The organism is Camelimonas abortus, assembly GCF_042432745.1.
Classification (GTDB): Bacteria; Pseudomonadota; Alphaproteobacteria; order Rhizobiales; family Beijerinckiaceae; genus Camelimonas; species Camelimonas abortus.
Map to the genome: position 1 here is coordinate 104,307 of NZ_JBHLWR010000006.1, position 24,358 is coordinate 128,664.

Below are 24,358 nucleotides of genomic sequence, written 5' to 3' on the forward strand. Positions count from 1 at the left end.
GAGGGCGGGCCGATTTCACCTGTGTCGGAGACAGGCAAAGCCCGGAGTCAAGTTGCGAACAGTGCGGCGACTTTGTGATGAGCTGGACTTGCGTCATCCCGCTTTCACCGCTAAGGCAGCAGCCGACGGTGCCCATTAGGGCACAATAGGGAACGCCGTGCGGATCGATATGGTCCTATTCGGCGGCTGCCCCCGCAACTGTAAGCGACGAGTTTCTCACCCTTACGCCACTGGCCATGCGGCTCCGGGAAGGCGGTGAGAAGCAATGACCCGCGAGCCAGGAGACCTGCCGTCACACGTGTTGTCGCACGCGAACGCATTGGGCGGGGTGCACCAATGGCAGGCGAATCACCGGGGCTTCACGCCGCGGCTGAACACGTTGCGAGTTCGCGGTGACACGCAAATCGTTGTGTTGGAGCCGCGCGCCATGTTTCCTGTTATCCTCTCCTTGCCTCGTCGCCGCAGTCGATGGAGACCATGCGCGCACGCTGGGGCTTGCAGCGCTGCAGCGCTTGCAACTGTTCTGGGGGCTGTTCTCGCCAGCCATGACGTGACCGCCCAGACCGCAGACAATCCAGTCGAATTACCGACAATTTCGGTGCAGGGCGATAGCGCGCCTGCCGCTGGTCCCAATCTCACCGTGCGCAGCACCGCCGGCAGCCGCCTCGGCCTGACGCCGCTGGAGACGCCTGCCAGCGTCGATATCATTTCGGGCCAGGAAATCCGTCAGCGCGGCCAGAACACCGTGGCGGAAGCGGTGACCCAGAACGCGGCTGGTTTCAGCTATACGGGGACGCCTGGCAACGGCTTCGTGTCCTATGCGTCGCGCGGCTTCTCGGGGGTTACGTCAGTGACCATGCTCTATGACGGCGTGAAGCTGTATCCGGGCCAGGGCACCATCACCTACCCCTTTGACACCTGGACGGTGGAGCAGATCAACGTGCTGCGCGGCCCCGCCTCGGTGCTCTATGGCGAGGGCGCCATTGGCGGCGCCATCAACGTCATTCCGAAGAAGCCGCTGTTCGACCGGCGCCGCAATGAGGCGCGCATACAGGGCGGGACCGACGGCATGCTCGGCCTGGCGGCTGGCTCAGCCGGGCCAATCAACGAGAACCTGGCCTATAGTATCGACGTGGCGGGTTCGCGCGGCGACGGCTGGATGGACCGTGGCGAGTATCGCAACCTCGCGTTCTCTGGCGCGCTGGCCTGGCGTCCCACGGATGACCTGACCGTGACCCTGTCGCACGACAGCGGCTACAGCGAGCCCAGCCGCTACTTCGGCACGCCGCTGCGGGCAGCAGGCGTGATGGAAAAAGCCTGGATTGGCCAGAACTACAACGTTCGCAATAGCGATATCTGGTTCAATGACAGCATCACCCAACTGCGGGCCGAACGGAAGGCCAGCGACGCCGTGACCGTGCGCGCCGTGGGCTATTACGTCGGTAGCGACCGCTACTGGCGCAATGCCGAAAGCTACCGCTGGAATGCGACCACCGGCCTGATTGATCGCCCCACCGGCAACTGGATCGCCATCAAGCAGGAGCAGCAGCAGTTTGGCGGACGCGTCGACGCCACCATCCGCAGCGACATTTTCGGCATGGCCAATGAGACGGTTATCGGCGTCGACGCCAACAATTTCCGCTTCAGCCGCCTGAACAACAACGGCTACAGCGGCCCCACGCCCAATCTGTCACTGACGCCGTTCAACTTCAACCCCGGCTGGTGGGGTACCAACAGCGTCTACAATCGTGAATACCGGGCGACCACCAACCAGTATTCGCTGTTCATGGACAACCGCCTAAAGATCAACGAGCACTTCTCGATCGTGGCTGGCCTGCGCTATGACAATCCCGAGGTGGATTATCGCAACCTGCGCACCGGCGCCCAGGCAAGCGCCACGCTGGATTCCGTTGGCTGGCGCGTCGGCGCCATCTTTGAACCCATAAAGAACCTTGCCTTCTACGCCCAGTATTCGGAGGCGGCTGATCCGGTCACGTCAATCCTGTCACTGCCGCCGGCCTCTGCCAACTACAAGCTGTCCACCGGCAGGCAGGCCGAGATTGGCGTCAAGCAGAGCCTGTGGGACGGGCGGCTTGAGTGGACGCTCGCCGGCTACTACATCGTCAAGAACGACCTGCTGTCACGTGATCCGAACAACCCCAGCCAGACCCAGCAGGTGGGCCAGCAATCGTCACGCGGCGTAGAGGCCTCCATTGGCCTCGAAATCGGTGAGGGCTGGCGCATCGACGCCAATGGCGCGCTGCTTAACGCCCGCTACGACGACTTCATGGAAGCTGTGGCCGGCGCCGCGGTGAGCCGCAAGGGCAACGTGCCCGCATCTGTGCCTGAGGCGACGGCCAATCTATGGGTGACTTGGCGTTTTGCCGAGCAGTGGAAGGCCATGGTCGGCGTCCAGTACGTCGGCAAGACCTACACGTCGGCGAGTAACGCTTATTCGCGGCCAGACTATGCGCTGGTCAACGCCAGCCTGCAGTGGAAGCCGACAGAGTTCGCCACGCTCGATTTCCGGGTGAAGAACCTGTTCGACAAGACATACGCTTATGCTGGCGGCGATCTGCAATGGTACTACGGCGCCCCGCGCACGGCCGAACTCTCGCTGCACATGACGTTCTGACCATGACGCAGCCGCTTAGCCTGCAGATAGACGATCTGGCCTGGGGCCCGCCGGGGCGCCGGCCAATCATTTCAGGCGTCAGCCTCATGCTGGCGCCAGGAGCGCGGCTGGCCATCGTCGGCCCCAATGGCGCCGGCAAATCGACCCTGCTGCGGTGCATCTATCGCCTGCACCGGCCCATCGCCGGGTCGGTGCGGATCGACGGCGCGGATGTGTGGTCCCTGCCTGCCCGTCGCGTCGCCCGGATGGTGGCGGCGGTGCTGCAGGAAAGCCCCGGCGATTTCGCCTTCACCGTGCGCGAGATGGTGGACGCAGGCCGCACCCCGCACGTCTTCGGCCTGCTCGGTCGCGCGGCGGGGGCGAAGGCGGTCGATGTGGCCATGGCGCGCATGGACGTGGCGCATCTTGCCCGACGCACCTTCTCCACCCTGTCAGGCGGCGAAAAGCAGCGGGCGCTCATCGCCCGGGCGCTGGCCCAGCAGCCCGGCGTGCTGGTGCTCGACGAGCCGACCAATCACCTCGACATCCGCCACCGGCTTGAGGCCATCGCGCTGCTGCGCGGTCTTGAGATGACCATTGTGACCACTCTGCATGACCTCGACATGGCTGCGGATGTGGCTGACCACGTCTTGGTCCTCCGCGACGGCAGGCAGATGGCGTTCGGCCCGGTGCGGGAGACGCTGCAGCCTGGACTGATCCGCAGCAGCTTCGACGTGGAGGCGAAGGCTGCGCCCTGGGCATCGTCGCTTCGCTTCGAGTATCGCCTCCCGGAGGACGGACCATGAGGCGCGGACCAGGCCGTCGACTGGCGGCGCCTGGCGGCGCGCTCGCTGTGCTGCTGGGAACAGCCAGCCTCAGCCTGGCGGAACCGGTCCAGGTGCGCAGTTGTGATCGCATTCTGACGGTCGACAAACCGCCAGAACGGGCCGTCTCGTATGATTCAAATCTCACAGAGATGATGCTGGCGCTCGACCTTACCGACCGCATGCTCGGCTACATCGGTCATCGTGACCGGGTGCGCGCCTCAGCACAGGATCTGTTCCCCAAAGCCGCCGACCTGCGCCAGATCCAGCGCGGGTATCCCAATCGGGAAACCCTGCTCAGCGAGGGCGCTGATTTCTACTTCGCCGGCTGGAGCTACGGCATGCGCGTGGGCGGCGAGGTCACGCCGGAGCGTCTCACCCGCTTCAATATTCCCGTCTACGAGCTGACCGAGAGCTGCATCCGTATTGGCTGGCGCGTAAAGCCGACGCTCGATTATCTTTACCGCGACCTGCTGAATCTCGGACGCATTTTCAGGGTCGAGAGCCGCGCCGAAGCGCTGGTCGCCGGCTACCGCCAGCGGGTTGACGCTGTGGCTGCGAAAGTTGCCGGGAAAAAGCGGCTCAATGTCTTTCTGTTTGATAGCGCCGGTCGCGTGGCCGGCACTGCCGGCGCCCATTCCATGCCCACGGCGCTGATCGAAGCCGCTGGCGGGCGCAATATGGCGGACGACACGTCGGGAAACTGGACGCGCATCAGCTGGGAGCGGGTCATCGAGCAGGACCCGGACGCCATCATCATGATGGATTTCGGCAACGGTGATGTGCAGCGGAAGATGAAATACCTGACCTCACGCCCTGGCCTGCGCGATCTTCGGGCGGTGCGTGAAGGCCGCCTGCTGGCGCTTGGTTATAACGAACTCACTCCTGGCCCACGCAACGTGGAAGCGGTCGAGAAAATTGCGGAGTTTCTCCATGGCCGGGACTGAGAACGCGCAACAATCGACGCGTCGGCACGATTGGCAGGTGATCCTCGCCACGCTGACTGTGATCCTTGTGCTTGTCACTGCCATGGCCGGATCGCTCGCAGTTGGCGCGGCGCACATCCCGTTCCGTGAGGTCGCAGACATCGTCATGAGCCGCATCGCGCCGTCGGACATGGCGGCCTACTGGAAACCCGGCTTTGAAGTCATTGTGTGGGACCTGCGCCTGCCGCGCATCGTTCTGGCGGCCCTTGTGGGCGCCGGCCTCGGCATGGTGGGCGCTGCGATGCAATCGGCTACGCGCAACCCGCTTGCGGACCCCTATTTGCTGGGTGTCGCCGCGGGCGCCATTTTCGGCGCTAACCTGGCGATCCTTCACGTAGGCGACGTTTTCGGACCGGCGACCACGCCTTTGTTTGCTTTTGGAGGCGCCCTGGCTGCGACGCTGATCGTTCTGTCGATCTCGCGGGTCACCGGCTCCACGACCGCAGACAGGCTTATCCTCGCGGGCGTGGCCGTGTCGTTTGTGGGAACCGCTTGCGCCAACCTGCTGATCCTGTTCGCAGACCAGCGCGCAGCAGCCAATGTGGTGTTCTGGGCCCTGGGCGGTTTTGGCTCGGCGGACTGGAGCACACTGCCGGCGCCGGCGCTGGCGCTGGTCATCGGCGGCGGGTGGTTCATGCTGCGCCGGCGCGAACTCAACGCGCTCGCCATGGGCGACGAGACGGCGATAACCCTGGGCGTTGCCGTGGGACGGGCGCGGCTGCTGCACATGACCGTGGGCGCGTTTGTCACCGGCGTGCTGGTCTCCGTGTCGGGTATGATCGGGTTCGTCGGTCTGATGGCCCCGCATCTGGTGCGGATGGTTCTGGGCGGCGACAACCGGCTGGTGCTGCCCGCGAGCGCGCTTCTGGGCGCCACGTTCCTTGTGCTCGCCGATATAGCCTCCCGGACGCTGATCGCGCCTGACGATCTTCCCATCGGCATTGTAACCGGCGTGGTCGGCGGTCTGTTCTTCGTTCTTATTCTGCGTCGTCGCCCCAGGTGAAGACGGCGTATGGCTAGCCGTAACCAGATTAGGTGCCGGGCGCACTGTCGAAAACCGATTTCCCGGTCTCTCTGGATTTCACTCGAAGCAGACGCGCAGGAAGAGGTGGTCCCAGAATTTCGGACCAGTCGTTAAGCTCGAACACCTGACGAAGGACGAGCAGTATGACGACACGCAAACGCTATTCGGCTGAGTTCAAGGCGAAGGTGGCCCTGGAGGCCATTCGCGAGGAGCTGACGACGGCTGAGCTGGCCAAGAAGTATGACCTGAGACCCTGAACTTCCTCCAGATTTGGGTAGAGTCCGTCGATCACGGAGACGGACGATGCGACCCTCGCGGTTCACGGAAGAACAGATCATCGGGATGCTGAAGGGTGAGCCTCCGGCGAAGGCCGCCTTGTCGTGACAGTGCCTTGTGCTGAAGCTGTGCTCATAAGGACGCAGTTAAGAGCGCAGGTTCATGCAAGTGGCGGTTATTTCCGGATCCGAACGTCGCCGTCGCTGGAGTGCGGCGGAGCGCGAAGAGATTGTGCTGGCGTCAACCATGCCCAGCGCGGTGATTGCGGAGGTCGCGCGACGGTTCGGTGTGGCCACCAGCCTGATCTACAAGTGGCGCCGCGAGGCCCGGCAGGCAGCGGGGAGGTTCGTGCCGGTTGTCCTGACAGAGGATGAGGGGTCTGCGCCGGTGGCGGCGGGCTCAAGCCTGGAAGCTGTGGCGGGCGATGAATGCAGCCCGGGGCCTGAAGGCGCCCCGGTGATCAGCGTCACCCTTGTCACAGCGCGGATTGATATCCCCCTTTCAGCCCCGCCTGCGCTGGTCAGCGCCGTGCTGCAGGCGCTGCGATGATCCCCGCCGGCGCCCGGGTGTGGATCTGCTCTGGCCACACCGACATGAGGAAGGGCATGAATGGCCTTGCGCTGCTGGTGCAGGAGCATTTCCGGCGCGATCCCCATTGCGGCGACCTGTATGTCTTCCGGGGCCGCGGCGGCGCACTGTGCAAGATCCTGTGGCACGACGGGATCGGCATGTCGCTCTATGCGAAGCGGCTGGAACGCGGCCGGTTCATCTGGCCTGCGACAGGGGGCGGCGCGGTTGCCTTAACGGCAGCCCAGCTCGGCTATTTGCTCGAAGGAATTGACTGGCGCCATCCGCAACACAGCTGGAGGCCGCGCAGCGCCGGCTGAGCAAAAATAGTTTGGCCAGACGGCATTTTGGGGCGCCACAAACGCCCTGATCTGTGATTCACTACGGTCATGAAAGCCATGGCCAGCCCCGTTCCTGACGATGTCGCAGCGCTGAAAGCGGCGCTCGTCGCCGCCGTGGAGCGGGCTGACCGGGCCGAGGCAGAAGCCGCCGCAGCCCGGGCCCGGCGCGCCGATGACCAGGCGCAGATCGCCCATCTGAAGCTGCTCATTGCGAAGTACAAACGTGAGCGCTTTGGCGCCTCATCGGAGCGGACCGCCCGCCTGCTCGACCAGCTTGAGCTGCAGCTGGAGGAGCTTGAGACTGGCGCGACCGAGGACGAGCTTGCCGCAGAGAAAGCCGCCGCCCGCGCGACCACGCCTGTCGCCGCGTTCCGCCGCAGGAAGCCCGCGCGTCAGCCTTTCCCTGAGCACCTGCCGCGTGAGCGGGTGGTGGTTGAAGCCCCGCGCGCCTGCGCCTGCTGCGGCGGCGCGCGGCTGAGGAAGCTGGGCGAGGACATCACCGAGACGCTGGAGGTGATCCCGCGCCAGTGGAAGGTGATCCAGACGGTGCGGGAGAAGTTCTCGTGCCGCGACTGCGAGGCCATCGCCCAGGCTCCAGCGCCGTTCCATGTGCTGCCGCGCGGCTGGGCCGGTCCCCGGCTTCTGGCCCAGATCGTGTTCGAGAAGTTTGGCCAGCATCAGCCGCTCAACCGCCAGTGCGAGCGCTATGCCCGCGAGGGCGTGCCGCTGGGCCTGTCGACGCTGGCGGATCAGGTCGGCGGCGCTGCCTCGGTGCTGGCCCCGCTGTTCTCGCGGATCGAGGCGCATGTGCTGGCGGCTAAACGGCTGCATGGCGACGACACCACGGTTCCGGTGCTGGCGAAGGGCAAGACCGATACGGGCCGGCTCTGGACCTATGTGCGTGACGACGCCCCCTGGGGCGGCCCCGCGCCACCGGCGGCTGTCTTCCATTACTCACGCGACCGTCGGGGCGTTCACCCGCAGGAGCACCTCAGGGCATGGAGCGGCATTCTTCAGGCCGACGCCTATGGCGGTTACAATGAGCTGTACAGGCCAGAGCGCGCGCCAGCCCCCATTCTGGAGGCGGGTTGCTGGGCGCACGCAAGACGCAAGTTCTTTGAGCTGGCGGACATCGAAAGCGCCGCCCGCAAAACGGCCAGGGGATTGAAGCCGCCGTCCGTCTATCCGCGGGCGCTGGAAGCTGTTCGCCTGATCGACAGCCTGTTCGCGATCGAACGCGACATCAATGGAGCCAGCGCCGACGGGCGCCGGGCCGTGCGCCAGATGCGCAGCGCGCCGGTGATTGCGCAGCTGGAGGCATGGCTTGGCCAGACCCGGGACCAGTTCAGTCGTGGCCATCCCCTGGTGAGGGCCATCGGCTATCTGAGCCAGCGCTGGCCATCGTTCACGCGCTTCCTCGATGACGGGCGGATCTGCCTGTCGAACAACGCCGCCGAACGGGCGCTGCGCGGCGTCGCCCTTGGCCGCAAGGCGTGGCTGTTCTGCGGATCGGATCGCGGCGGACAGCGCGCTGCGGCGATGTACAGCCTGATTGTCACCGCCCGCATGAACGACGTTGATCCTCAGGCGTGGCTGGCCGACGTCCTCGCCAGGATCAATAGCATTCCGGCTGCGCGTATCGATGAACTGCTGCCGTGGAACTGGAAGGCAGCCACCACGGGGTAAGGCATAGCCTGAGGCGGAGGCGTCTCAGATGTGGTGCTCACCGCATGCTTACGCTGAAGGAGCAGGAGGCCGGGGCGAAGACGGCGGATGTCTGCCGCAAGTATGGCATCTCGGCAGCGACCTTCTACAAGTTCAAGGCGAAGTTCGGCGGCATGGAGGTGTCCGATGCCCGTCGCCTGAAGGCTTTGGAAGACGAGAACGCGCGGCTGAAGAAGCTCTTGGCCGAGCAGATGCTGGACAACGCGATCCTGAAGGATGTTGCCGCAAAAAAATGGTGACGCCCGATGCGAAGCGGAAGGCGGTGGCTCATGCCTGCGAGATGCATGGGGTGAGCCAGCGTCGGGCGTGCCAGGCTCTGAGGATCGACCGTTCGACGGTGCGCTACACCAGCATCCGTCCGGACGACGCTTCGTTGCGCGAGGCGATGAAGGCGGTGGCGGCGGAACGCCGGCGGTTCGGCTATCGCAGGATCCACGTCATGCTGGACCGCCAGGGCATCGTGATGAACCAGAAGAAGCTGCGGCGCCTCTACCGGGAAGAGAAGCTGCAGGTGCGCCGACGCGGCGGTCGCAAGCGAGCGCTGGGCACGCGCAGGCCCATGCTCGTTCCCGATCGCCCCAACGCCCGGTGGAGCCTGGACTTCGTCTCCGATACCTTCACCGACGGCCGTCGCTTCCGTGTGCTGGCCGTCGTCGACGACTACACGCGGGAGTGCCTGGCGCTGATCGCCGACACGTCCCTGTCTGGCCTGCGCGTCGTTCGCGAACTGGACGCCATCATCCGCTGGCGCGGCCGGCCCGACACAATCGTCTCCGACAACGGCACGGAGCTGACCTCGATGGCGGTGCTGCGGTGGTGCCAGCAGACCGGCGTCGAATGGCACTACATCGCGCCGGGCAAGCCTACTCAGAACGCCTTCGTGGAGAGCTTCAACGGGCGCTTCAGGGACGAATGCCTCAATGACACGCTGTTCTCGACGCTACCAGAGGCCCGCGCCGCCATCATCTCATGGAAGGAGGACTACAACCATCACCGACCACACTCGGCCCTCGGCAACATGCCGCCAGCCGAGTTCGCAAAGAAATCCACGCTGGAAAAACAGGCCGCATGAGGCCAGAAACGAAACTCAGGACTCTCCCTCAAACCGGAGGAGATTGGGGTCTCAGGTCAACTGGCACAGTCGCAAGGTGCTGAGCTGGCGACTGTCGAACTCTATGGATACGGGCTTTTGCATCGAAGCCCTGGAGGAGGCGCTGGCCCGATATGGTGTGCCCGAGATTTTCAACACGGATCAGGGTTCGCAATTCACCAGCACGGATTTCACCAGGGTGTTGCTGGACGCCAACGTGAAGATATCCATGGATGGCCGCGGCCGCTGGATCGACAACCGGATGATCGAAAGGCTGTGGCGGTCGCTGAAATATGAATGCGTTTACCTGAACGCCTTTGAAACCGGATCGGAAGCCCGCAAGGGCATCGCCGCCTGGATCACCTACTACAACGAAAGCCGGCCGCACTCATCTCATGGAGGACGGACGCCCGGCGAAACATATGCTACCTGCAACCACGACCTCAGAGCTGCCGCCTGAGGCAACACCTGATCCGAGCTTAACTGGGCGGCTGACTGGTCCAAAATTCAGGACCACCTCTGGATAGACGCTGGCTCCGTCAGTGCCGATCTTGTCAGGGGCCAGCAAGGGGCAGTCCTTCAGCGCCTTGCAGAAAAAGCGTTTGGCCGCAGCAAGATCGCGGTGGGCGGTCAGCAGGAAATCAATTGGCGTCCCATGTTTGTCGACGGCTCGGTAGAGATAGCGCCACTGGCCACGGATCTTGATGTAGGTCTCGTCGACACGGATCGAACCACAATGGGGTTTACGGAACCGGTGCAGACGTTTCTCGATCATCGGCGCGTAGGTCAGAACCCAGCGGTTGATAGTGGCATGATCGACATCGAAGCCACGCTCGGCGAACAGGCTTTCGAGATCACGGTAGCTGAGCGGATAGCGCAGATACCATGTCACCGCCTGAATGATCAGCGGTGCCTCGAAATGGCGGCCCTTGAAATCGTCTCTGGCGCGACGTTTGAGTTTGTCGGCGAGGGTGTTCAGGATCATGGCGTCGGTCTCCGGCACCATCATCCTCGCCCCGCTGCCCCCAACTCCGGGTTAACGCCAGAAACTTTGCGACAGGTCCTCTTGTGATCGATACATGGCTTCCATTCCCGTACATGGGAGCGAAGCCCGAGCGGACGCGCCACGGGTAGGCACAGCAAATACTGACAGCCCGCACACGCTCCACCGGGACACCCCGCCCGAGGACGTTTAATTGCTGTCGCGGCAGGTTTCCTGGCTCGTGACTCAACGCGCCTGCTTCCGCCTTCCCGGGATATTCCCAGTGGCTTGAAGCGAAGCAGACACTCGTCACTTACAGTTGCGGGGGCAGCGTCGGCATCGAACCGACTTCCCTATTATCCATATATCTAGCGATATGATGGCACCGAGACCTCAAGATATTGTGGCTGCGATCATCCATTGTCAAACGACTGTCCCCAGTTTTGAGAGAGGACGGGTTGGCTGGCGCATTGGGCCTTGCCATGGCGCCCGGCGCGCCGCCCGACAGCGGCGGCAGATGGAAAGCCCAAGCCCCTGAAGGGTTGGCTTCCATCAGACCTGCGGCAACGCAGCCGATCAGGTGTGAGGCTGCCGTCAGAATGATGCGCCGTCTGCAGCGATTTCAAGCAAGGCGTCCACAGCAAGATGCCGCTCGAGATGTTCGGCCAGCGAGTCGAGCGTGTCCTCTATCCGGGTTTCATAAGGGACAGCGGAGGTCGCACCGCCCAGCCTGTGCAACCAGGCTGAACGCTGGGCGTCGTGCGCGAACAGGCCGTGAATGTAGCCCCCGGTGATGCGGCCGTCATCGGAAACCGAGCCGTCTCGCACGCCATCGCTGAGAATGGCGAAGGGGCGTGCGCCATCCAGCCCAACTGTCCGGCCAACGTGCATTTCATAACCCGTGAGCGGTGCGCCATCGAAACTGACGCCCGTGACAGCGCGGAGGGTTTTCGCGGAGCCAAGGATAGTGTCGACATTGAGCAGACCGAGGCCATCAACGCTGTTGGAAGGTCCCTCGACCCCCTGTGGGTCCGCAATTGTGCGTCCAAGCATCTGGTATCCGCCGCAGATGCCATGCACACGGCCTCCACGTCGCACATGGGCGGCGATGTCGATGTCGAAACCAGCGGCGCGCAAGGCTCCCAGCGCTGCAATGGTGGATTTCGAGCCCGGCAGAATCACCAGATCGGCATCGCCAGGCAACGCCGTCCCTGGCCAAACGCGCAACACCTCGACGTCAGGCTCCGCGTCCAGCGGATCCAGGTCGTCGAAATTTGAAATTTGCGGCAGGATGGGCACGGCGATCCGAATGCGGGATTTGCGCGCGCCAGCCGACGCAACGGCCCCTTTGGTTAGGGTGAGCGCATCCTCCGCGGGCAGCAGGCGCGCATCATCGAAATGCGGGATCAGGCCCAGCGCCGCCCAGCCAGCGCGGCGCGCGATCTCCGCCATGCCTTCTGAGAATAGCGTTGGATCACCGCGGAAGCGGTTGACAATGAACCCCTTGATCATGGCGGCGTCTGCCGGGTCGATCACTGTTTTCGTGCCGACGAGGCTGGCGATCACCCCACCGCGATCAATGTCGCCTATCAGCACGACCGGAACATTGGCGGCGCGCGCAAAGCCCATATTGGCGATGTCATTGGCGCGCAGATTAATCTCGGAGGCGCTTCCGGCGCCTTCCACCAACACGATGTCGGCGTCAGTGCAAAGGCGTTGGTAGCTGTCCAGCACCGCGTCCATCAGGCCGCGCTTCAGCGCCTGGTAGTCCGCCGCGCCTGCTGTGCCGCGCATCTGGCCCTGCACGATCACCTGCGAACCAGTGGCGCTTTGCGGTTTGAGCAACACCGGGTTCATGTGGACGCTGGGCGCCACCCGGGCCGCGCGGGCCTGCAAGGCCTGCGCCCGACCGATTTCGCCGCCGTCGACTGTCACCGCAGCGTTATTCGACATGTTCTGAGGTTTGAATGGGCGTACGGTCAGGCCGCGATTGCTCAGCGCACGCGCCAGGCCCGCGACGATCAGCGACTTGCCTACATCCGAGCCTGTGCCCTGAAACATGATGGCGCGGGCAGTCATAGGGAGTTCCTCTCACTGAGCGCATGGCCAGATTCGCGGCTCACAGGATCCAGCTCAGGCTGTATGTGGTGGGCGGAATGACGATCAGCGCCATCAGAATGAGCGACGCGCGGCGATAGAGGCGCAAAGCTTGTCTGATGTCAGCAGCATGGGCTTCGCGTCTGCCGCCGCGCCCCATGGCGGCGTCGTCGACCAGCACGCCGCCATAGACACGGGGACCGGCCAGTTCGAGTCCAAGGGCCCCCGCCATCGCCGCCTCGGGCCACCCGGCATTGGGTGAGCGATGCAGCCGCGCATCGCGTCGCACCGCTGCAAGGCTGGCGCGGGCGTTCGCCCCATCGGTTAAGGCGGCTGCGGCGATGATGGTCAAGGCGCTCAGGCGGGAGGCGGGCAAGTTGACCAGATCGTCAAGACGCGCCGCCGCCCGGCCAAAATCACGATAACGGTCGTTGAGATGGCCGATCATGCTGTCAGCCGTGTTGATCGCCTTGTAAATGGCGCCGCCCGGCAGGCCGCCGATGGCCAGCCAGAACACCGGCGCCGTGACGCCATCGGAGTAATTCTCGGCCAAACTTTCGAGCGCCGCCCGACACACCGCTGCTTCGTCAAGTTGATCGGGATCGCGGCCAACGATCATCGACGCCGCACGCCGTCCCCCGGCAAGACCGTCCCGCTCCAGCGCGTCAGCGACGGCTTGAACATGTTCGTCGAGGCTGCGTTGGGCGACAAGGGCGCTGGCGACGACCGCTGTGACCATGAAGCCAAGCAATACCCCAAGCAGCGCCTGTACAGAGATTTCCACCAGAAACGCCGCTCCCCCGCTCGTGAGAACCAGCAGAATCAGCGTAAATAGGCCAAAGGCCTGACGGCGAAGCGCGGGCATGTCCGACCGGTTCAGACGTGTTTCCAGCGCCGTGATGATCGCGCCAATCCAGGTGACCGGGTGGCCGATGCGCCGGAGCAGGGCGGCCGGATAGCCGGTCACGCGTTCAATCGCCATCGCGGTGAAGGCGAGCGCAAAGCACATCGCCAGCCAGCCCTCCGCGCCCACACCAGACCAGGACATTTCAGACAATGACATGGCGTGCTTCTACTCCGGCGCTTTTGCGATGACTGCGGGTCAGGGTCAGGACGCGGCTCCGGCGAGCACTCCCGAGCGCATCGTGCATGGCGGCTCTCTGGAACAAGCGGCGCGATTGTTTCCCGATGCGCAGCTGCCTTGGATTGATCTGTCGACTGGGATCAACCCGCATGTCTATTCCCGCAAACCCGCCCCAACCTGGGCGCTGACCAGGTTGCCGGAGCCCGGCCTGCACGTCGCATTGTGCAACACCGCGGCGGAAGCCTGGGGCGTTGGGCAGGGGGCTGCGGTCGTCGCGGGTCCCGGCACACAGATGCTGCTGCCGCAGGTGATGATGCTGGTCATGCCTGGCGTGGCGGCGGTGTTGTCGCCGACCTATGCCGAGCATCGCCGCGCAGCCGCCATTGCGGGCCATCAGGTGCGCGAGGCGCAGTCCGTGAGCGCTCTGTATGACGCTGATCTTGTGGTGGTGGTCAACCCGAACAATCCGGACGGCCGGGCGTTGCCCCGCGAGGAATTGCTCGACCTTGCAGCGCATCTGAAGCGCAAGCGCGGCTTGCTGGTGGTCGACGAGGCGTTCATCGATGCAAGCGATGTTGAGAGCGTCACGGACTGCGTCGGGCGCGAGGACGTGTCCGGCGCGCTGATTGTGTTGCGCTCGTTCGGAAAGTTTTACGGCCTGGCTGGCGTACGCCTCGGCTTCGCCATTGCCTGTCGTGCCCATGCTGAGCGACTGGAGGCCATCCTCGGCCCGTGGGCAGTTTCCGGTCCAGCGCTTGTCGCCGGGCAGGCGGCGCTCGCCGATACGCCATGGCGCATGGCCATGCGCAAACGGCTTGCCGCGGAAGCCTCCAGGCTGGATCGCATGTTGATCGGCGCAGGGCTGTCGATCGTCGGCGGCACAGGACTGTTCCGGCTCGCTCGTCATGATCGGGCGCAAACCCTGTTCACGATACTGGCGCAACATGGCGTCTGGGTTCGACGGTTTGAGGCTGAAAGCGGACTGGGCGCTGACGTGCTGCGCTTCGGCCTGCCGCCAGACAAGGCGGCGGTGCGACGTGTAGCGCAGGCGCTCGATCGTTTCCGCGCGACGTTCAACGACGGTTGAAGACGCGGGCATCATGGCAGGGCGCAGGCCGACCGACGGCGTAGCAGATAGATGTCCATGATCCATCCGTGACGTTCGCGCGCTTCGGCGCGCAGGGCGACAATCTCAGGACCGATGCGATCGAGCGGGCCGCTGCGCAGCAGTTGATGCTCCATACCGAGGTAAGCCCCCCACCAGATATCGAAATCGGCTCCGGCGAGACATGTGAAGGCGCAACCTCCATCAAGCATCACCAACGCGGTGTCCGCATCAACCGGGAAGCCCTGACGCAGCAGTCGGCCAGTCGTGATGACCACTGGCCGCGCGATGTCATTCAACGTGACGCCATGGGCCGCGGTCAGCGCCTGCATGCTGGTGACGCCTGGAATGACGTCACGCGCGACAGGGTGGCCCCGCAACGCATCGACGCGGTCGAGAATGCGCAGCGTGCTGTCGTAAAGCGATGGATCGCCCCAGACCAACAGCCCAGCGGCGCCGTCCTCCGGCACATGCGCCTTGATCAACTCGCAATAGGCGCAGGCGATGGCCTGATGCCATTCATCGACTGTTTCCACATAGCGGTTGTCGTCGGCAGCGCGTTGCGGGAGGTTGAATTCGATGATCCGCGTCGACGGATTGGTCAGGTGCCGACGGCAGATCTCGCGGCGCAGGGTCGCCAGATCGTCCTTTTGCCCAGCCTTACGGGGAATAAACAGCACGTCGAGGCGGTTGAGGGCGTTGACAGCCTGGATTGTGAGTTGGTCGGGGTGACCCGCGCCAATGCCAATGACTGAGAAGCGCTGCACGTCAGACGCCCCCCGCAGCGATGGCATGAAAATAGCAACCGCTCACCAGGCCACGCCGACCGCCGCTATCACCTAGCGGCTGGCCCTGGGAATCGCACAGCGCTGCCAGCGGCATGTCGCGGCCAGGGTCGACCATGCTCGAATAATGGAATTCGTGGCCGCGGATGACCGCCCCTGCCGGACCTAGGGCGCAATCGGCCAGCAATCTTGCTTCGCGATAGCCAAGGTTCATCCGCCGCTTTGCATAGGAGGTGACATGGCCAAGCAGGCCGGTCATCTGATGCGATGCGCCGTCAGCATCCACCAGCGCCTCGCCCAGCACCATATAGCCGCCGCACTCCCCATGAACCGGGCGCGTGGCTGCGAATGCAGCCAGCGCAGTGCGGAACCGCGACGCCATCGCGAGCCGGCCTGCGTGCAACTCCGGGTAGCCTCCCGGCAGCCAGCAGCAGTCGCAGGATAGGTCAGGCGCCTCATCCGCGAGCGGCGAAAAGGGCTTGATTTCGCAGCCTGCCTCTCGCCAGGCGCGCAGGACGTGCGGATAGACAAAGGAGAAGGCTTCGTCTTGCGCGAGGGCGATGCGCTGCCCCGGTGGCTGCAGGCGATTTTGGGGAAGAGCGGCTGGGGCGAGGGGGCCCGCGTCGGTTTCCGGCAACACAGAGAGCGGCCCAGCGATGCGTTGGACGGCGGCCAAATCGACGCTGTCGGCGATGACGTCGGCCATCCGTGCGATGAACGCGGCGAGGGCGGCGTGCTCGCGCGCCTGGACGAGGCCGAGGTGACGCTCGGGCAAGGCAATTGTGGCGTTGCGACGGATGGCGCCGAGCACCGGGATGCCGGCGGCTTCAATCGCCGTGGCGGCAAACGACTCATGTCGGGCGCTGGCCGACTGGTTGAGCACGACGCCGCCAATCCGGACGTGCGGATCAAAACTGGCGAAACCGTGGGCGATAGCCGCTGCGGTTTGCGACTGGCCGGAGATGTCCAGCACCAACAGCGTCGGCAGGCCGGATAACCGCGCCAGATCTGCCGCCGCGCCAGAGCGTCCCTGCGGCGCGGCGACGCCGTCGAACAGGCCCATGGCGCTCTCGATGAGCAGCATATCGCCGCCGCTGGCCTGCTCCATCATCAACTGTTTGAGCATGGCCGGCGGCATCGCCCAGCTGTCGAGATTGACGCCAGGGGCGCCCGTCGCCGCCTGGTGAAACGCTGGGTCGATGTAGTCCGGACCAGATTTGGCGGCGCGCATGTCCAGCCCAAGGCGTCGCAGCGCCGCCAGCAGGCCAATGGTGACGCTGGTCTTGCCTGAGCCCGAGCGCGCAGCGCCTATGATCAGGCCCCGAGGTTCACGTGCAAGGGGCTCAGTCATGGGTTGCCTCAGGACCTTTTCCTTCGCGTTCACCGTCGTCGCATCCAGGGGCGTCATAACAAGTGTAGGCGGGTAGCGTCGGGAAGCGATGGGCGATGATATCGCCCACCACCACCAGTGCTGGAGATCTCATCTGCGCTGCGGCGACCGCTGCCATCGCTCCGCAAAGCGTGGTTTCGAGCAGGCGCTCATGCTTCGTCGTGGCGCCCTCAATCACCGCCAGCGGGGTGTCTGGAGCGAGCCCGCCAGCCATCAGCTGGTCGCTGATGCGACCCAGATTTCCCAGGCCCATATAGATAATGATCGGCTCGCCAACCTTGGCCAACGCCGCCCAATCCGGGCCATCCGCTCCGTCATCGGCAGCGTGCCCGGTCGCAAGGATGATGGCGCGCGACACGCCGCGCAGCGTGGCTGGAATGCCGAAATTCGCGAGTCCCGCGAGTCCGGAGGTCAGACCCGGCAAAAACCGGAATGGCACGCCTTCGGCCAACAGGGTCTGCGCCTCCTCTCCACCACGTCCGAAAACATTGGGATCGCCACCCTTCAGGCGCAACACCCGCTTGCCGGCGCGCGCCAGAGCCACCAGCAGCGCGTTGATGTCTTGCTGCCGCGCGGATGGCTGGCCGGCGCGCTTGCCGACAAAGTGCAATTCCGCATGCGGCGCCGCGCGCAGCACGAGCGGATTGACCAGCGCGTCGTAAACAATGGCGTCAGCAGCTCCGAGAGCGCTGACCACGGCCAGCGTCAAATGCTCAAGCCCGCCCGGGCCAGCGCCGGCTAGCAGCACGCTGCCGGGGGGGAACGCTCCCCCGCTCAGCGCTGGATCGGACGCGCAAAGCCGGGCGACGGCGTCTGTGGTGATGGCTACCCCGCTGCTCATGCGCCTGCCTCCGGTCCCGGTTCGCCAATGAGGTGCAGCGGCCGTCCGCGATAGCGGCGTTGATAGCCAGCGCTATAGAGCGCACTTTCCTGAAAATCGCGCGACGCGAGCCCGCGGCCCACAAGGATCAGCGCCGTGCGCTCAGCCGGATCAGCCGCCATGCGTTGCTCGATATCGCCCAGGGTCCCCCGGATGATGCGCTCATCAGCGAAGCTGACGCGCACCGCCACGACGCAGGGGCAGTCAGCGCCATACAGGGGGGAAAGTTCGGCCACGACCTGTCCCAAGGCATGGATGGCGAGGTGAATGGCCAGCGTGGCGCCGGTCGCACCGAAATTGCCGAGGGTTTCGTTGGGCGGCATGGCCGATGCGCGGCCCGAAACGCGCGTCAGCACCAGCGACTGGGCGACGCCGGGGATAGTCAGTTCCTGACGCAGCGCCGAGGCGGCGGCCGCGACGGCGGGCACGCCAGGCGTCATCGTCCATGAAATGCCCAGCCGGTCGAGGCGGCGCGTTTGCTCGGCAACGGCGCTCCACACGGACAGATCGCCGGAGTGCAGCCGCGCCACGTCCTGCCCCATGGCGGTTGCGGCTAAATATTCGCCCTCGATCTCGTCGAGGCTCATGGGCGCGGTGTCCACGATCCGCGCCTCGGGCGGGCAATATTGCAGCAGGTCTGGCGACACGATGGAGCCGGCGTAAAGGCAGACCGGGCATGCCGCGATCAGATCGCGTCCGCGCACGGTGATCAGGTCGGCGGCGCCGGGACCAGCGCCGATAAAGTGAACGGTCATGGGGTATGTTGGCCTGGCAAGGAACTGTTGTTGGCTGCGACTGGGGCAGCGGATGTGGCGATGGCGGCTGTCGCCGCGCCATGGGCGACGCGGGGCGCGAGCAACTTAGCGTGCAAGCCCGCGCCGGCGAGGGCTGCGGCTTCAGCCAGAGAGGGCAGGCCGGTTGCCTCCAGCGAGGCGGCTGACGTGGTCCGGCAGCGATCCGCGCTGGCGCGCAGGGCCTCTTGCTCAAGGGCGACGATCGGAATGCAGAGTTGCGCGGCGACCGCCCTGACTGCAGTCGCCTGCGCCTTCTTTGCCGATGTGGCCAGAGCCGTAATTTGGGGAACGTTGGCCCCGGCAGCTTCACAGGCCGCCGTGATCGCCGCCAGAATGTCGGTAGCCGATGCGGCGCTCCGCATGCCAAGGCCGGCGACATGCCCGCCTTGCGCCAGTGGTGTGCTGCTCAGGGCGTGCGCTGTCATCATGACGCAGCCTCCGCACCCGTCGTTGCCTTGAGCCAACGCCACTGGATCACGGGCATGGCCGATCGCCAGCCATGCAGCGATCCCACCGGCGCCGCGTGGGCGATGCTGATCTGTGTCGCCGCGCCTCCGTGGCGCAACAACATGTCCGTGACCAACGCCTGGGTTTCGAGGGTCACCGCGTTGATCACAAGCCGGCCGCCCGGCTTGAGCGCCGCCATGGCGCTTTCGATCAGCGCGCTGTCGGCCCCTCCGCCTATGAACACGGCGTCCGGCGGCGCCAGCTGAGGCGTGACGTCACGGGACCGGCCTTCGTAGACCACCAGCCTGGCGGCGCAAAGCCTGCGGGCGTTCTGGCGTATGCGCGCCACCCGCTCAGCGGAGGCCTCGACGGCTATGGCGCGCAGGCAGGGCGAAAGGCGCAGCCATTCGATGCTGACCGAGCCGGACCCGGCGCCCAGATCCCACAACAAATCGCCTGATCGGGGGGACAGGGCCGTCATGGTGATGGATCTGATGGATTGCTTGGTGATTTGGCCATCATGCGCGAAGGCGTCATCCGGCAGGCCGAAGGCAGGTCCGGGCGGCAGGATGTCAGCGTCCGGCTGCAGCTCAAACGCCATGACATTCAACTGGTTAAACATGGTCGACGGCAGATCGCGCGCGGTCGACGCCGTGTGGCGCTGCTGCGGTCCGCCCATGGCTTCCAGCACATGCACCTCCGACTGGCCCCACCCAGCGTCCGTCAGCATGCGGGTTAGCCTCACGGGGGCCTCGCCATCACTGGTGAGTGCGATGACGCGCGCCCTGGGCGCGAGGGCGTCGAGCAACGCCGTTTCGTCGCGACCGTGCAACGAAATCAGCGTCACGTCCTGCAATGGCCAACCAAGATGGGCGGCCGCCAGCGTGAACGCCGATGGCTGGGCATAGACCTGCATCTCAGCGGGCGGCAGGCGTCTGGCGAGGGTGGCGCCAACGCCAAAGTGCATCGGATCGCCGCTCGCCAGCACGCACACGGCCTGTCCGCGCAGCGCCAACAGTTGCTCGAGGCTGTCAGAGAATGGCGACGCCCAGACAATCGCTTCGCCCGTGATAAGCGCAGCCGCCAACGCGAGGTGGCGGGATCCTCCATAAACGACCGCCGCGCTTGAAACCGCGCGCGCGGCGGCTGGAGAAAGGCCGTCCAACCCATCTTCGCCAATCCCCACGACACTAAGCCACGGGCCTACGTGGGTAGTGGACGCGACGGGGCTCCAGGCGGTCGCGCTTGCGATGGCGAGGGGTTCGTCGTTACTGGGGCGCATGACAAGCCTCCGGAATGACGTAAACGCGCGATCCATGCATGACGCCGCTCATCACAGACCACATGTGCTGGTGCTGGGCGGCGCGGGAGATGCGCGCGCGTTGATCAACGCGATGGCCATTCAGGCCATGCCGGTGCGCGTCACGCTGTCGCTCGCGGGCCGCACGCGTGATCCTGGCGCGCAATATGACATGGACATCGACGTGGCTGTCCGCACTGGCGGTTACGGTGGGGCAGGGGGGCTGGCGGCGTTCATCCGCAAGCAAGCGGTTGTCGCCATGATTAACGCGACCCACCCTTTCGCTGCGCAAATGGCGAACAACGCCGCCGAAGCAGCGCGTCTGACCGGTATCCCGCTGCTGCGCCTGCAACGGTCCGCATGGCTGCCCGTGACGGGCGATCACTGGATTGACGTCGCAGACATGCGAGAGGCCGTCGCCGCTATCGGTGCCGCTCCGCGCCGGGTGTTTCTGGCCATTGGTCGCCAGCAACTCGCGCCCTTCATGGCCGCGCAGCAGCACCATTACCTTGTCAGAACCATTGACCCTCCGGACCCGGCGATCAGCCTGAGCAACGCCATCTACGTTGCGGCCCGCGGGCCGTTCTCGCTCAACGATGAGCTGGGTCAGTTGCGTGAGCACCAGATTGAACTGCTTGTCACCAAGAACAGTGGCGGCGCTGCAACCTACGCCAAGATCGAAGCCGCCCGCGCGTTGGGTCTGCCTGTGGTCATGGTCGGACGTCCCGCCGCGCCAGCTGTCACGGAGACAGCGGATGTCGCGGTGGCCCTGCGTTTTGTCGCGACAGCCTGCAGGCTGAAACAGGCTCATGACGGCGCCCCTGCGGAACGCGGTGAATAAACAAGAGGCGCCCGGCCCGGGCGCGTGATCACCCTCGTTTCAGGCGAGCCGATGATGATGCAGGTCGCCATATCGGCCATGTCAGCGCGGGCCTCAGCAAGAGGCATGACCACCATGCGCTCATCCGGACGACCGGCGGCGCGTCCAAACACAACCGGTGTTTCCGCCGGAAGAATGGCGCGCAGGATGTCGAAGGCCGTCGCGAGTTGATGCGGGCGGGCGCGGCTCACCGGGTTGTAAAGCGCCAGCACGAAACCGGCTCTGGCTGCCGCTTGCAGGCGGGTCTCAATCAGACTCCAGGGCTTCAAATTGTCTGACAGCGAGATGGCGCAGAAGTCGTGGCCGAGCGGCGCTCCGACACGGGCGGCCACCGCCAGCATGGCGGTGACGCCAGGAACGATCTGAACGTCGAGGTCGCGCCAGGCGGCCGGGCCATGATCTATCGCCTCGCAGATGGCCGCCGCCATGGCGAACACGCCTGCGTCGCCGCCTGAGACGACCGCGACATCGCGGCCTGCCATCGCCATGGTGATGGCCGCTTCCGCCCGGGCCATTTCCTCGCGATTGTCAGAGGCATGGGCGCGCTGATCAGGCCGAAGATCGAGCCGGGCGACGTAGGGGAAGTAGCCAAAGAAATCTGTGGCGCGATCAACAGCGGCGCGCGCTTGCGGCGTGATCTGTTCCTGTGAGCCAGGCCCGAGCCCAATTACCGAGAGACTGCCTGACTTACCCATGGGCAGCCCCCATGGCGCGGGTCCCAGCGTTGATATCTGCGACTGGCTCGGGACATGGCCTGGCGCTCCACGCCGGCACCAGCACCAGAGAGAGATAGGGGGCCTGATCATCCTCTTTGGCAGCCAGCCGCATATGACTGGCCCGCTGCGTCGTGCCGCGCTCGACATACACCGCATCAGCCAGTCGCCCCGAGGCTTCAAGAGCGCGACGAATACGCGGCAGATTGCGCCCGACCTTCATGATCACCACGGCGTCCGGTGTGCTGAGACGGCGAACAAGTTCGCTGTCGTCTACGGTCCCGGGGAGTACGGTGAGCACGTCTTCGCCCTGAGCCAGCGGCAACCCGCTCTGTGACCAGCAACCAGACATGGCCGTGACGCCGGCGATTACCTCGGACGGGTAGCGCGCCGCCAACCGGACATGCAGATGCATATATGAGCCGTAGAATAGCGGGTCGCCTTCACTGAGCACGCAGACCGTGCGGCCGGCGTCCAGATGGGCCGCCACCGCTTGGGCGCTTTCCTCATAGAAACAACTGATCGACTGCTGGTAGGCGTCGCTTCGGTGGGGCAGTTCGGTGGTTACCGGATAGAGCAGGGGCAACTCGATGACGTCGTCGCGGATGTAAGCGCTGGCGATGGCGCGCGCGTTGCTGGGGGAGCCGCGCTTGGCGAAATGCGCCACGACATCCGCGCGCTCAAGGGCGCGAACCGCTTTCAGGGTCATCAGTTCGGGGTCGCCGGGTCCTGTGCCGACGCCATACAGCACGCCGCTCATATGCCCGCCCTCGCCAGTGCGTTAATGGCGGCGACCGTCATCGCGCTGCCGCCCATGCGCCCGCGCACGATAGCGAACGGAATGTCGTTCTGTGCGGCCAGCGCGTCCTTGGATTCCGCGGCGCCGACGAAGCCCACCGGCATGCCGATGATCGCCGCCGGGCGTGGCGCCCCGTCAGCGATCATGTTGAGCAGACGAAACAGCGCCGTGGGGGCGTTGCCGATCGCCACGACCGCGCCCGCCAGCATGGGCCGCCACAATTCGAGCGCGGCGGCGGAACGGGTGTCGCCCAGTCGCTTCGCCAGATCCGCGGTGCGTGGATCATGCAGCGTGCAAACAACCTCGTTTCGCATTGGAAGCCGGGCCCTGGTCACGCCATGCGCCACCATCTGCGCATCGCACAAAATCGGCGCGCCGCCTTGCAGGGCCGCGCGAGCGGCTGCGACAAATTCGTGGGAGAAGGCGAAGTGCCTTGCGGCGTCGACCACGCCGCAGGCATGGATCATCCGGACAGCGACATCGGCCTCATCCGGGGTGAAGCGGGACAGATCAGCCTCACGCCGGATAATGGCGAAGGACTCCCGATAGATGGCGTCGCCATCCCGGACATAGTCGTGGTGCATGGCAGGTCTCGTAAAACGCGCGCTGCTGCGCGGCGCGCCGCCAGCTGGCGGCGTTGGGGGCATGGGTGAGCGAAACTGGGGTTCAAGCGACATGACGGCCTGAGAAATCAGCGGGAGCGGGGGAGCGTCGACTGGCTGCGCAGGGTCCGATTTTGACTGCATGGCGGTGACGCCCGTGGCCGTGGTGGTCGCGGAGAGGGTGATGTTGCTCCGCGGAACGCCGCACCTTTTTTCACATCCGCTGATATGCAGCCGCGCGCCCCCGCCTAGCTCACGTTCAAGCAACGCGGCGTTGTCAGCGATCAGCGCATCGGCGAGTTCACGCGTGCGCCAGCGGGCTGAGGCGCAGCGCGGCGCACCGGCGCACGGATCGACGCGAAGGGCGAGATCGTCAGGGTCCGCGATCAAACCGCCGATGCGCGCCGCCGCCATCACCGCCGGGAAATCCGCTGCGGCGCGATACAGCACGACGAGCGCCCGATCAGGCGCGGGCCTGACGTCTGCGCCGTCCGGCAATGCGCGGGCGAATGACAGCAGCGCGTCCGCAGTCAAGGCGCCAAAGCGGACGTGAAGACTGTAGCCGCCGGCAAACGCGCAGCCCGCGCGAAGAACGACAGGGCCGGGGGCTGAAGCGTGTGTTGTCTGCTGTGCTGACCCCAGGCTGACCAGCGGCGCCAGAACGCGGCCCATGACGTCTGGATCAACGTCGTGTATGCGGGCCGACCGTCCGCGCCGAGCGATGTCCGCCAATAATTGCAAGGTGGCGTCGACAATGGCCGGGGTATCGCCAGCATGGAGCGATGCAGTGGATTGGCGGCCGCCGACACGGATTGCCCACGGCTGTTCCGGCGAGCCCGTGGCGACAATCCGGACGTCGGCGACGAGACCGGCGAGACAGAAACGCCCAGCGCCATCAATGGTCACACTGACTTTTGGCCCCAGGGCCGCGCTGAGTTTCGGCCATGCGGAAGCCGATGTCAGGCGGGCGGCGAGCGTGCTGGCGTCAGCCTGCTCAGCCGCATCCAGTCCTGCGATCGGGCTGATGTCGATGGGCGCGCCAGTTCTGGGCGT

22 protein-coding genes, 2 pseudogenes and 2 riboswitches are annotated in these 24,358 nt (G+C 65.2%); of the genes and pseudogenes, 12 read left to right on the forward strand and 12 right to left on the reverse strand.

Translation table 11 applies throughout. The annotated features are described in order from the left end of the window. Nucleotides 1–109 precede the first annotated feature (109 nt). Nucleotides 110–308: riboswitch (cobalamin riboswitch) on the forward strand. From ACFFJB_RS02810 to ACFFJB_RS02855, 10 genes and pseudogenes are all read left to right on the forward strand, one after another. Continuing rightward, entirely contained in the window at nucleotides 266–2,635 is a 2,370-nt protein-coding gene (locus ACFFJB_RS02810) for a TonB-dependent receptor (RefSeq protein ID WP_376829316.1), read from the forward strand. (Overlaps the previous riboswitch by 43 nt.) A 2-nt stretch (nucleotides 2,636–2,637) precedes the next feature. After that, entirely contained in the window at nucleotides 2,638–3,420 is a 783-nt protein-coding gene (locus tag ACFFJB_RS02815; protein WP_376829318.1) for an ABC transporter ATP-binding protein, read from the forward strand. 47 nt (nucleotides 3,421–3,467) lie between these two features. Further along, the gene (locus ACFFJB_RS02820) at nucleotides 3,468–4,385 is read left to right on the forward strand and encodes an ABC transporter substrate-binding protein (RefSeq protein WP_376829319.1); all 918 of its coding nucleotides are present in this window, start codon (nucleotides 3,468–3,470) and stop codon (nucleotides 4,383–4,385) included. Continuing rightward, on the forward strand, nucleotides 4,372–5,427 hold the full coding sequence (locus tag ACFFJB_RS02825) for a FecCD family ABC transporter permease (protein WP_376829321.1): 1,056 nt from the start codon (nucleotides 4,372–4,374) through the stop codon (nucleotides 5,425–5,427). Before ACFFJB_RS02820 ends, ACFFJB_RS02825 begins: the two co-directional genes overlap by 14 nt. 164 nt (nucleotides 5,428–5,591) lie before the next feature. Next, a pseudogene (locus ACFFJB_RS02830) lies at nucleotides 5,592–5,690 on the forward strand (hypothetical protein); the annotation flags it as partial. 196 nt (nucleotides 5,691–5,886) lie between these two features. Beyond that, entirely contained in the window at nucleotides 5,887–6,273 is a 387-nt protein-coding gene (gene tnpA / locus ACFFJB_RS02835) for an IS66-like element accessory protein TnpA (RefSeq protein ID WP_376828579.1), read from the forward strand. Next, a complete protein-coding gene (tnpB, locus tag ACFFJB_RS02840) occupies nucleotides 6,270–6,611 on the forward strand; it encodes an IS66 family insertion sequence element accessory protein TnpB (protein ID WP_376828492.1) in 342 nt (113 codons plus the stop codon). Before tnpA ends, tnpB begins: the two co-directional genes overlap by 4 nt. A gap of 78 nt (nucleotides 6,612–6,689) precedes the next feature. Further along, the gene (gene tnpC / locus ACFFJB_RS02845; protein WP_376828577.1) at nucleotides 6,690–8,318 is read left to right on the forward strand and encodes an IS66 family transposase; all 1,629 of its coding nucleotides are present in this window, start codon (nucleotides 6,690–6,692) and stop codon (nucleotides 8,316–8,318) included. Nucleotides 8,319–8,362: 44 nt separating this feature from the next. Further along, nucleotides 8,363–9,429 (forward strand): IS3 family transposase gene (locus ACFFJB_RS02850; RefSeq protein ID WP_376829323.1). Its coding sequence is split into 2 segments (ribosomal slippage): nucleotides 8,363–8,579 and nucleotides 8,579–9,429, totalling 1,068 coding nucleotides; the frame shifts between segments, so codons are not numbered across the junction. Between the two features lie 43 nt (nucleotides 9,430–9,472). Beyond that, on the forward strand, nucleotides 9,473–9,907 hold the full coding sequence (locus tag ACFFJB_RS02855; protein WP_376829324.1) for an integrase core domain-containing protein: 435 nt from the start codon (nucleotides 9,473–9,475) through the stop codon (nucleotides 9,905–9,907). A gap of 51 nt (nucleotides 9,908–9,958) precedes the next feature. On the opposite strand, the pseudogene ACFFJB_RS02860 reads toward ACFFJB_RS02855, so the two are convergent. From ACFFJB_RS02860 to cbiB, 3 genes and pseudogenes are all read right to left on the reverse strand, one after another. After that, nucleotides 9,959–10,432: pseudogene (locus ACFFJB_RS02860) on the reverse strand (IS6 family transposase); the annotation flags it as partial. A gap of 204 nt (nucleotides 10,433–10,636) precedes the next feature. Further along, a riboswitch (cobalamin riboswitch) is annotated at nucleotides 10,637–10,834 on the reverse strand. A gap of 189 nt (nucleotides 10,835–11,023) precedes the next feature. Then, a complete protein-coding gene (locus tag ACFFJB_RS02865) occupies nucleotides 11,024–12,508 on the reverse strand; it encodes a cobyric acid synthase (RefSeq protein ID WP_376829326.1) in 1,485 nt (494 codons plus the stop codon). A gap of 40 nt (nucleotides 12,509–12,548) precedes the next feature. After that, a complete protein-coding gene (cbiB, locus tag ACFFJB_RS02870; protein WP_376832493.1) occupies nucleotides 12,549–13,535 on the reverse strand; it encodes an adenosylcobinamide-phosphate synthase CbiB in 987 nt (328 codons plus the stop codon). Nucleotides 13,536–13,587: 52 nt separating this feature from the next. Here cbiB and cobD point away from each other — a divergent pair, with 52 nt between their 5' ends. Then, the gene (gene cobD, locus ACFFJB_RS02875) at nucleotides 13,588–14,697 is read left to right on the forward strand and encodes a threonine-phosphate decarboxylase CobD (RefSeq protein WP_376829328.1); all 1,110 of its coding nucleotides are present in this window, start codon (nucleotides 13,588–13,590) and stop codon (nucleotides 14,695–14,697) included. Between the two features lie 11 nt (nucleotides 14,698–14,708). Here the strand turns inward: cobD and cobF are convergent, their stop codons facing one another. From cobF to cbiE, 6 genes are read right to left on the reverse strand one after another with little or no spacing between them, the layout of a single operon-like run. Continuing rightward, nucleotides 14,709–15,482 carry a precorrin-6A synthase (deacetylating) gene (cobF, locus tag ACFFJB_RS02880; protein ID WP_376829330.1) on the reverse strand — a complete coding sequence of 258 codons (774 nt, stop codon included), beginning with the start codon at nucleotides 15,480–15,482 and terminating at the stop codon, nucleotides 14,709–14,711. A 1-nt stretch (nucleotide 15,483) separates the two neighbouring features. Continuing rightward, nucleotides 15,484–16,851, reverse strand: a complete 1,368-nt coding sequence (locus ACFFJB_RS02885; protein ID WP_376829332.1) for a cobyrinic acid a,c-diamide synthase CobB — start codon at nucleotides 16,849–16,851, stop codon at nucleotides 15,484–15,486. Continuing rightward, the gene (cobA, locus tag ACFFJB_RS02890; RefSeq protein ID WP_376829334.1) at nucleotides 16,844–17,731 is read right to left on the reverse strand and encodes a uroporphyrinogen-III C-methyltransferase; all 888 of its coding nucleotides are present in this window, start codon (nucleotides 17,729–17,731) and stop codon (nucleotides 16,844–16,846) included. The genes ACFFJB_RS02885 and cobA overlap by 8 nt, the downstream gene beginning before the upstream one ends. Further along, a complete protein-coding gene (gene cobM / locus ACFFJB_RS02895) occupies nucleotides 17,728–18,525 on the reverse strand; it encodes a precorrin-4 C(11)-methyltransferase (protein ID WP_376829336.1) in 798 nt (265 codons plus the stop codon). The genes cobA and cobM overlap by 4 nt, the downstream gene beginning before the upstream one ends. Beyond that, entirely contained in the window at nucleotides 18,522–18,992 is a 471-nt protein-coding gene (locus ACFFJB_RS02900) for a cobalamin biosynthesis protein (RefSeq protein ID WP_376829338.1), read from the reverse strand. The genes cobM and ACFFJB_RS02900 overlap by 4 nt, the downstream gene beginning before the upstream one ends. After that, a complete protein-coding gene (gene cbiE, locus ACFFJB_RS02905; protein ID WP_376832495.1) occupies nucleotides 18,989–20,293 on the reverse strand; it encodes a precorrin-6y C5,15-methyltransferase (decarboxylating) subunit CbiE in 1,305 nt (434 codons plus the stop codon). The genes ACFFJB_RS02900 and cbiE overlap by 4 nt, the downstream gene beginning before the upstream one ends. Before the next feature lie 64 nt (nucleotides 20,294–20,357). On the opposite strand from cbiE, the gene ACFFJB_RS02910 reads away from it, so the two are divergent. Next, nucleotides 20,358–21,152: a cobalt-precorrin-6A reductase gene (locus tag ACFFJB_RS02910; RefSeq protein WP_376829340.1), complete on the forward strand. Its 795-nt coding sequence runs from the start codon at nucleotides 20,358–20,360 to the stop codon at nucleotides 21,150–21,152. Here the strand turns inward: ACFFJB_RS02910 and ACFFJB_RS02915 are convergent. The 3 genes from ACFFJB_RS02915 to ACFFJB_RS02925 are packed head-to-tail and all read right to left on the reverse strand — an operon-like array spanning nucleotide 21,119 to nucleotide 23,287. Continuing rightward, complete coding sequence (locus ACFFJB_RS02915) at nucleotides 21,119–21,886, reverse strand: precorrin-3B C(17)-methyltransferase (RefSeq protein ID WP_376829342.1); 768 nt, start codon at nucleotides 21,884–21,886, stop codon at nucleotides 21,119–21,121. The two genes, ACFFJB_RS02910 and ACFFJB_RS02915, sit on opposite strands and share 34 nt — an antisense overlap. Beyond that, nucleotides 21,879–22,664, reverse strand: a complete 786-nt coding sequence (locus ACFFJB_RS02920) for a precorrin-2 C(20)-methyltransferase (protein ID WP_376829344.1) — start codon at nucleotides 22,662–22,664, stop codon at nucleotides 21,879–21,881. The genes ACFFJB_RS02915 and ACFFJB_RS02920 overlap by 8 nt, the downstream gene beginning before the upstream one ends. Then, entirely contained in the window at nucleotides 22,661–23,287 is a 627-nt protein-coding gene (locus ACFFJB_RS02925; RefSeq protein WP_376832497.1) for a precorrin-8X methylmutase, read from the reverse strand. Before ACFFJB_RS02925 ends, ACFFJB_RS02920 begins: the two co-directional genes overlap by 4 nt. Nucleotides 23,288–24,358 lie beyond the last annotated feature (1,071 nt).

What these genes read in the sequence shown, in the direction of transcription:
- ACFFJB_RS02810 (WP_376829316.1), top strand. Translation starts at nt 266, where the DNA reads ATGACCCGCGAGCCAGGAGACCTGCCGTCACACGTGTTGTCGCACGCG.
- ACFFJB_RS02815 (WP_376829318.1), top strand. Translation starts at nt 2,638, where the DNA reads ATGACGCAGCCGCTTAGCCTGCAGATAGACGATCTGGCCTGGGGCCCG.
- ACFFJB_RS02825 (WP_376829321.1), top strand. Translation starts at nt 4,372, where the DNA reads ATGGCCGGGACTGAGAACGCGCAACAATCGACGCGTCGGCACGATTGG.
- tnpA (WP_376828579.1), top strand. Translation starts at nt 5,887, where the DNA reads ATGCAAGTGGCGGTTATTTCCGGATCCGAACGTCGCCGTCGCTGGAGT.
- tnpB (WP_376828492.1), top strand. Translation starts at nt 6,270, where the DNA reads ATGATCCCCGCCGGCGCCCGGGTGTGGATCTGCTCTGGCCACACCGAC.
- tnpC (WP_376828577.1), top strand. Translation starts at nt 6,690, where the DNA reads ATGGCCAGCCCCGTTCCTGACGATGTCGCAGCGCTGAAAGCGGCGCTC.
- ACFFJB_RS02865 (WP_376829326.1), bottom strand. Translation starts at nt 12,508, where the DNA reads ATGACTGCCCGCGCCATCATGTTTCAGGGCACAGGCTCGGATGTAGGC.
- cbiB (WP_376832493.1), bottom strand. Translation starts at nt 13,535, where the DNA reads ATGTGCTTTGCGCTCGCCTTCACCGCGATGGCGATTGAACGCGTGACC.
- cobD (WP_376829328.1), top strand. Translation starts at nt 13,588, where the DNA reads ATGGCGTGCTTCTACTCCGGCGCTTTTGCGATGACTGCGGGTCAGGGT.
- ACFFJB_RS02885 (WP_376829332.1), bottom strand. Translation starts at nt 16,851, where the DNA reads ATGACTGAGCCCCTTGCACGTGAACCTCGGGGCCTGATCATAGGCGCT.
- cobA (WP_376829334.1), bottom strand. Translation starts at nt 17,731, where the DNA reads ATGAGCAGCGGGGTAGCCATCACCACAGACGCCGTCGCCCGGCTTTGC.
- cobM (WP_376829336.1), bottom strand. Translation starts at nt 18,525, where the DNA reads ATGACCGTTCACTTTATCGGCGCTGGTCCCGGCGCCGCCGACCTGATC.
- ACFFJB_RS02900 (WP_376829338.1), bottom strand. Translation starts at nt 18,992, where the DNA reads ATGATGACAGCGCACGCCCTGAGCAGCACACCACTGGCGCAAGGCGGG.
- cbiE (WP_376832495.1), bottom strand. Translation starts at nt 20,293, where the DNA reads ATGCGCCCCAGTAACGACGAACCCCTCGCCATCGCAAGCGCGACCGCC.
- ACFFJB_RS02915 (WP_376829342.1), bottom strand. Translation starts at nt 21,886, where the DNA reads ATGGGTAAGTCAGGCAGTCTCTCGGTAATTGGGCTCGGGCCTGGCTCA.
- ACFFJB_RS02920 (WP_376829344.1), bottom strand. Translation starts at nt 22,664, where the DNA reads ATGAGCGGCGTGCTGTATGGCGTCGGCACAGGACCCGGCGACCCCGAA.
- ACFFJB_RS02925 (WP_376832497.1), bottom strand. Translation starts at nt 23,287, where the DNA reads ATGCACCACGACTATGTCCGGGATGGCGACGCCATCTATCGGGAGTCC.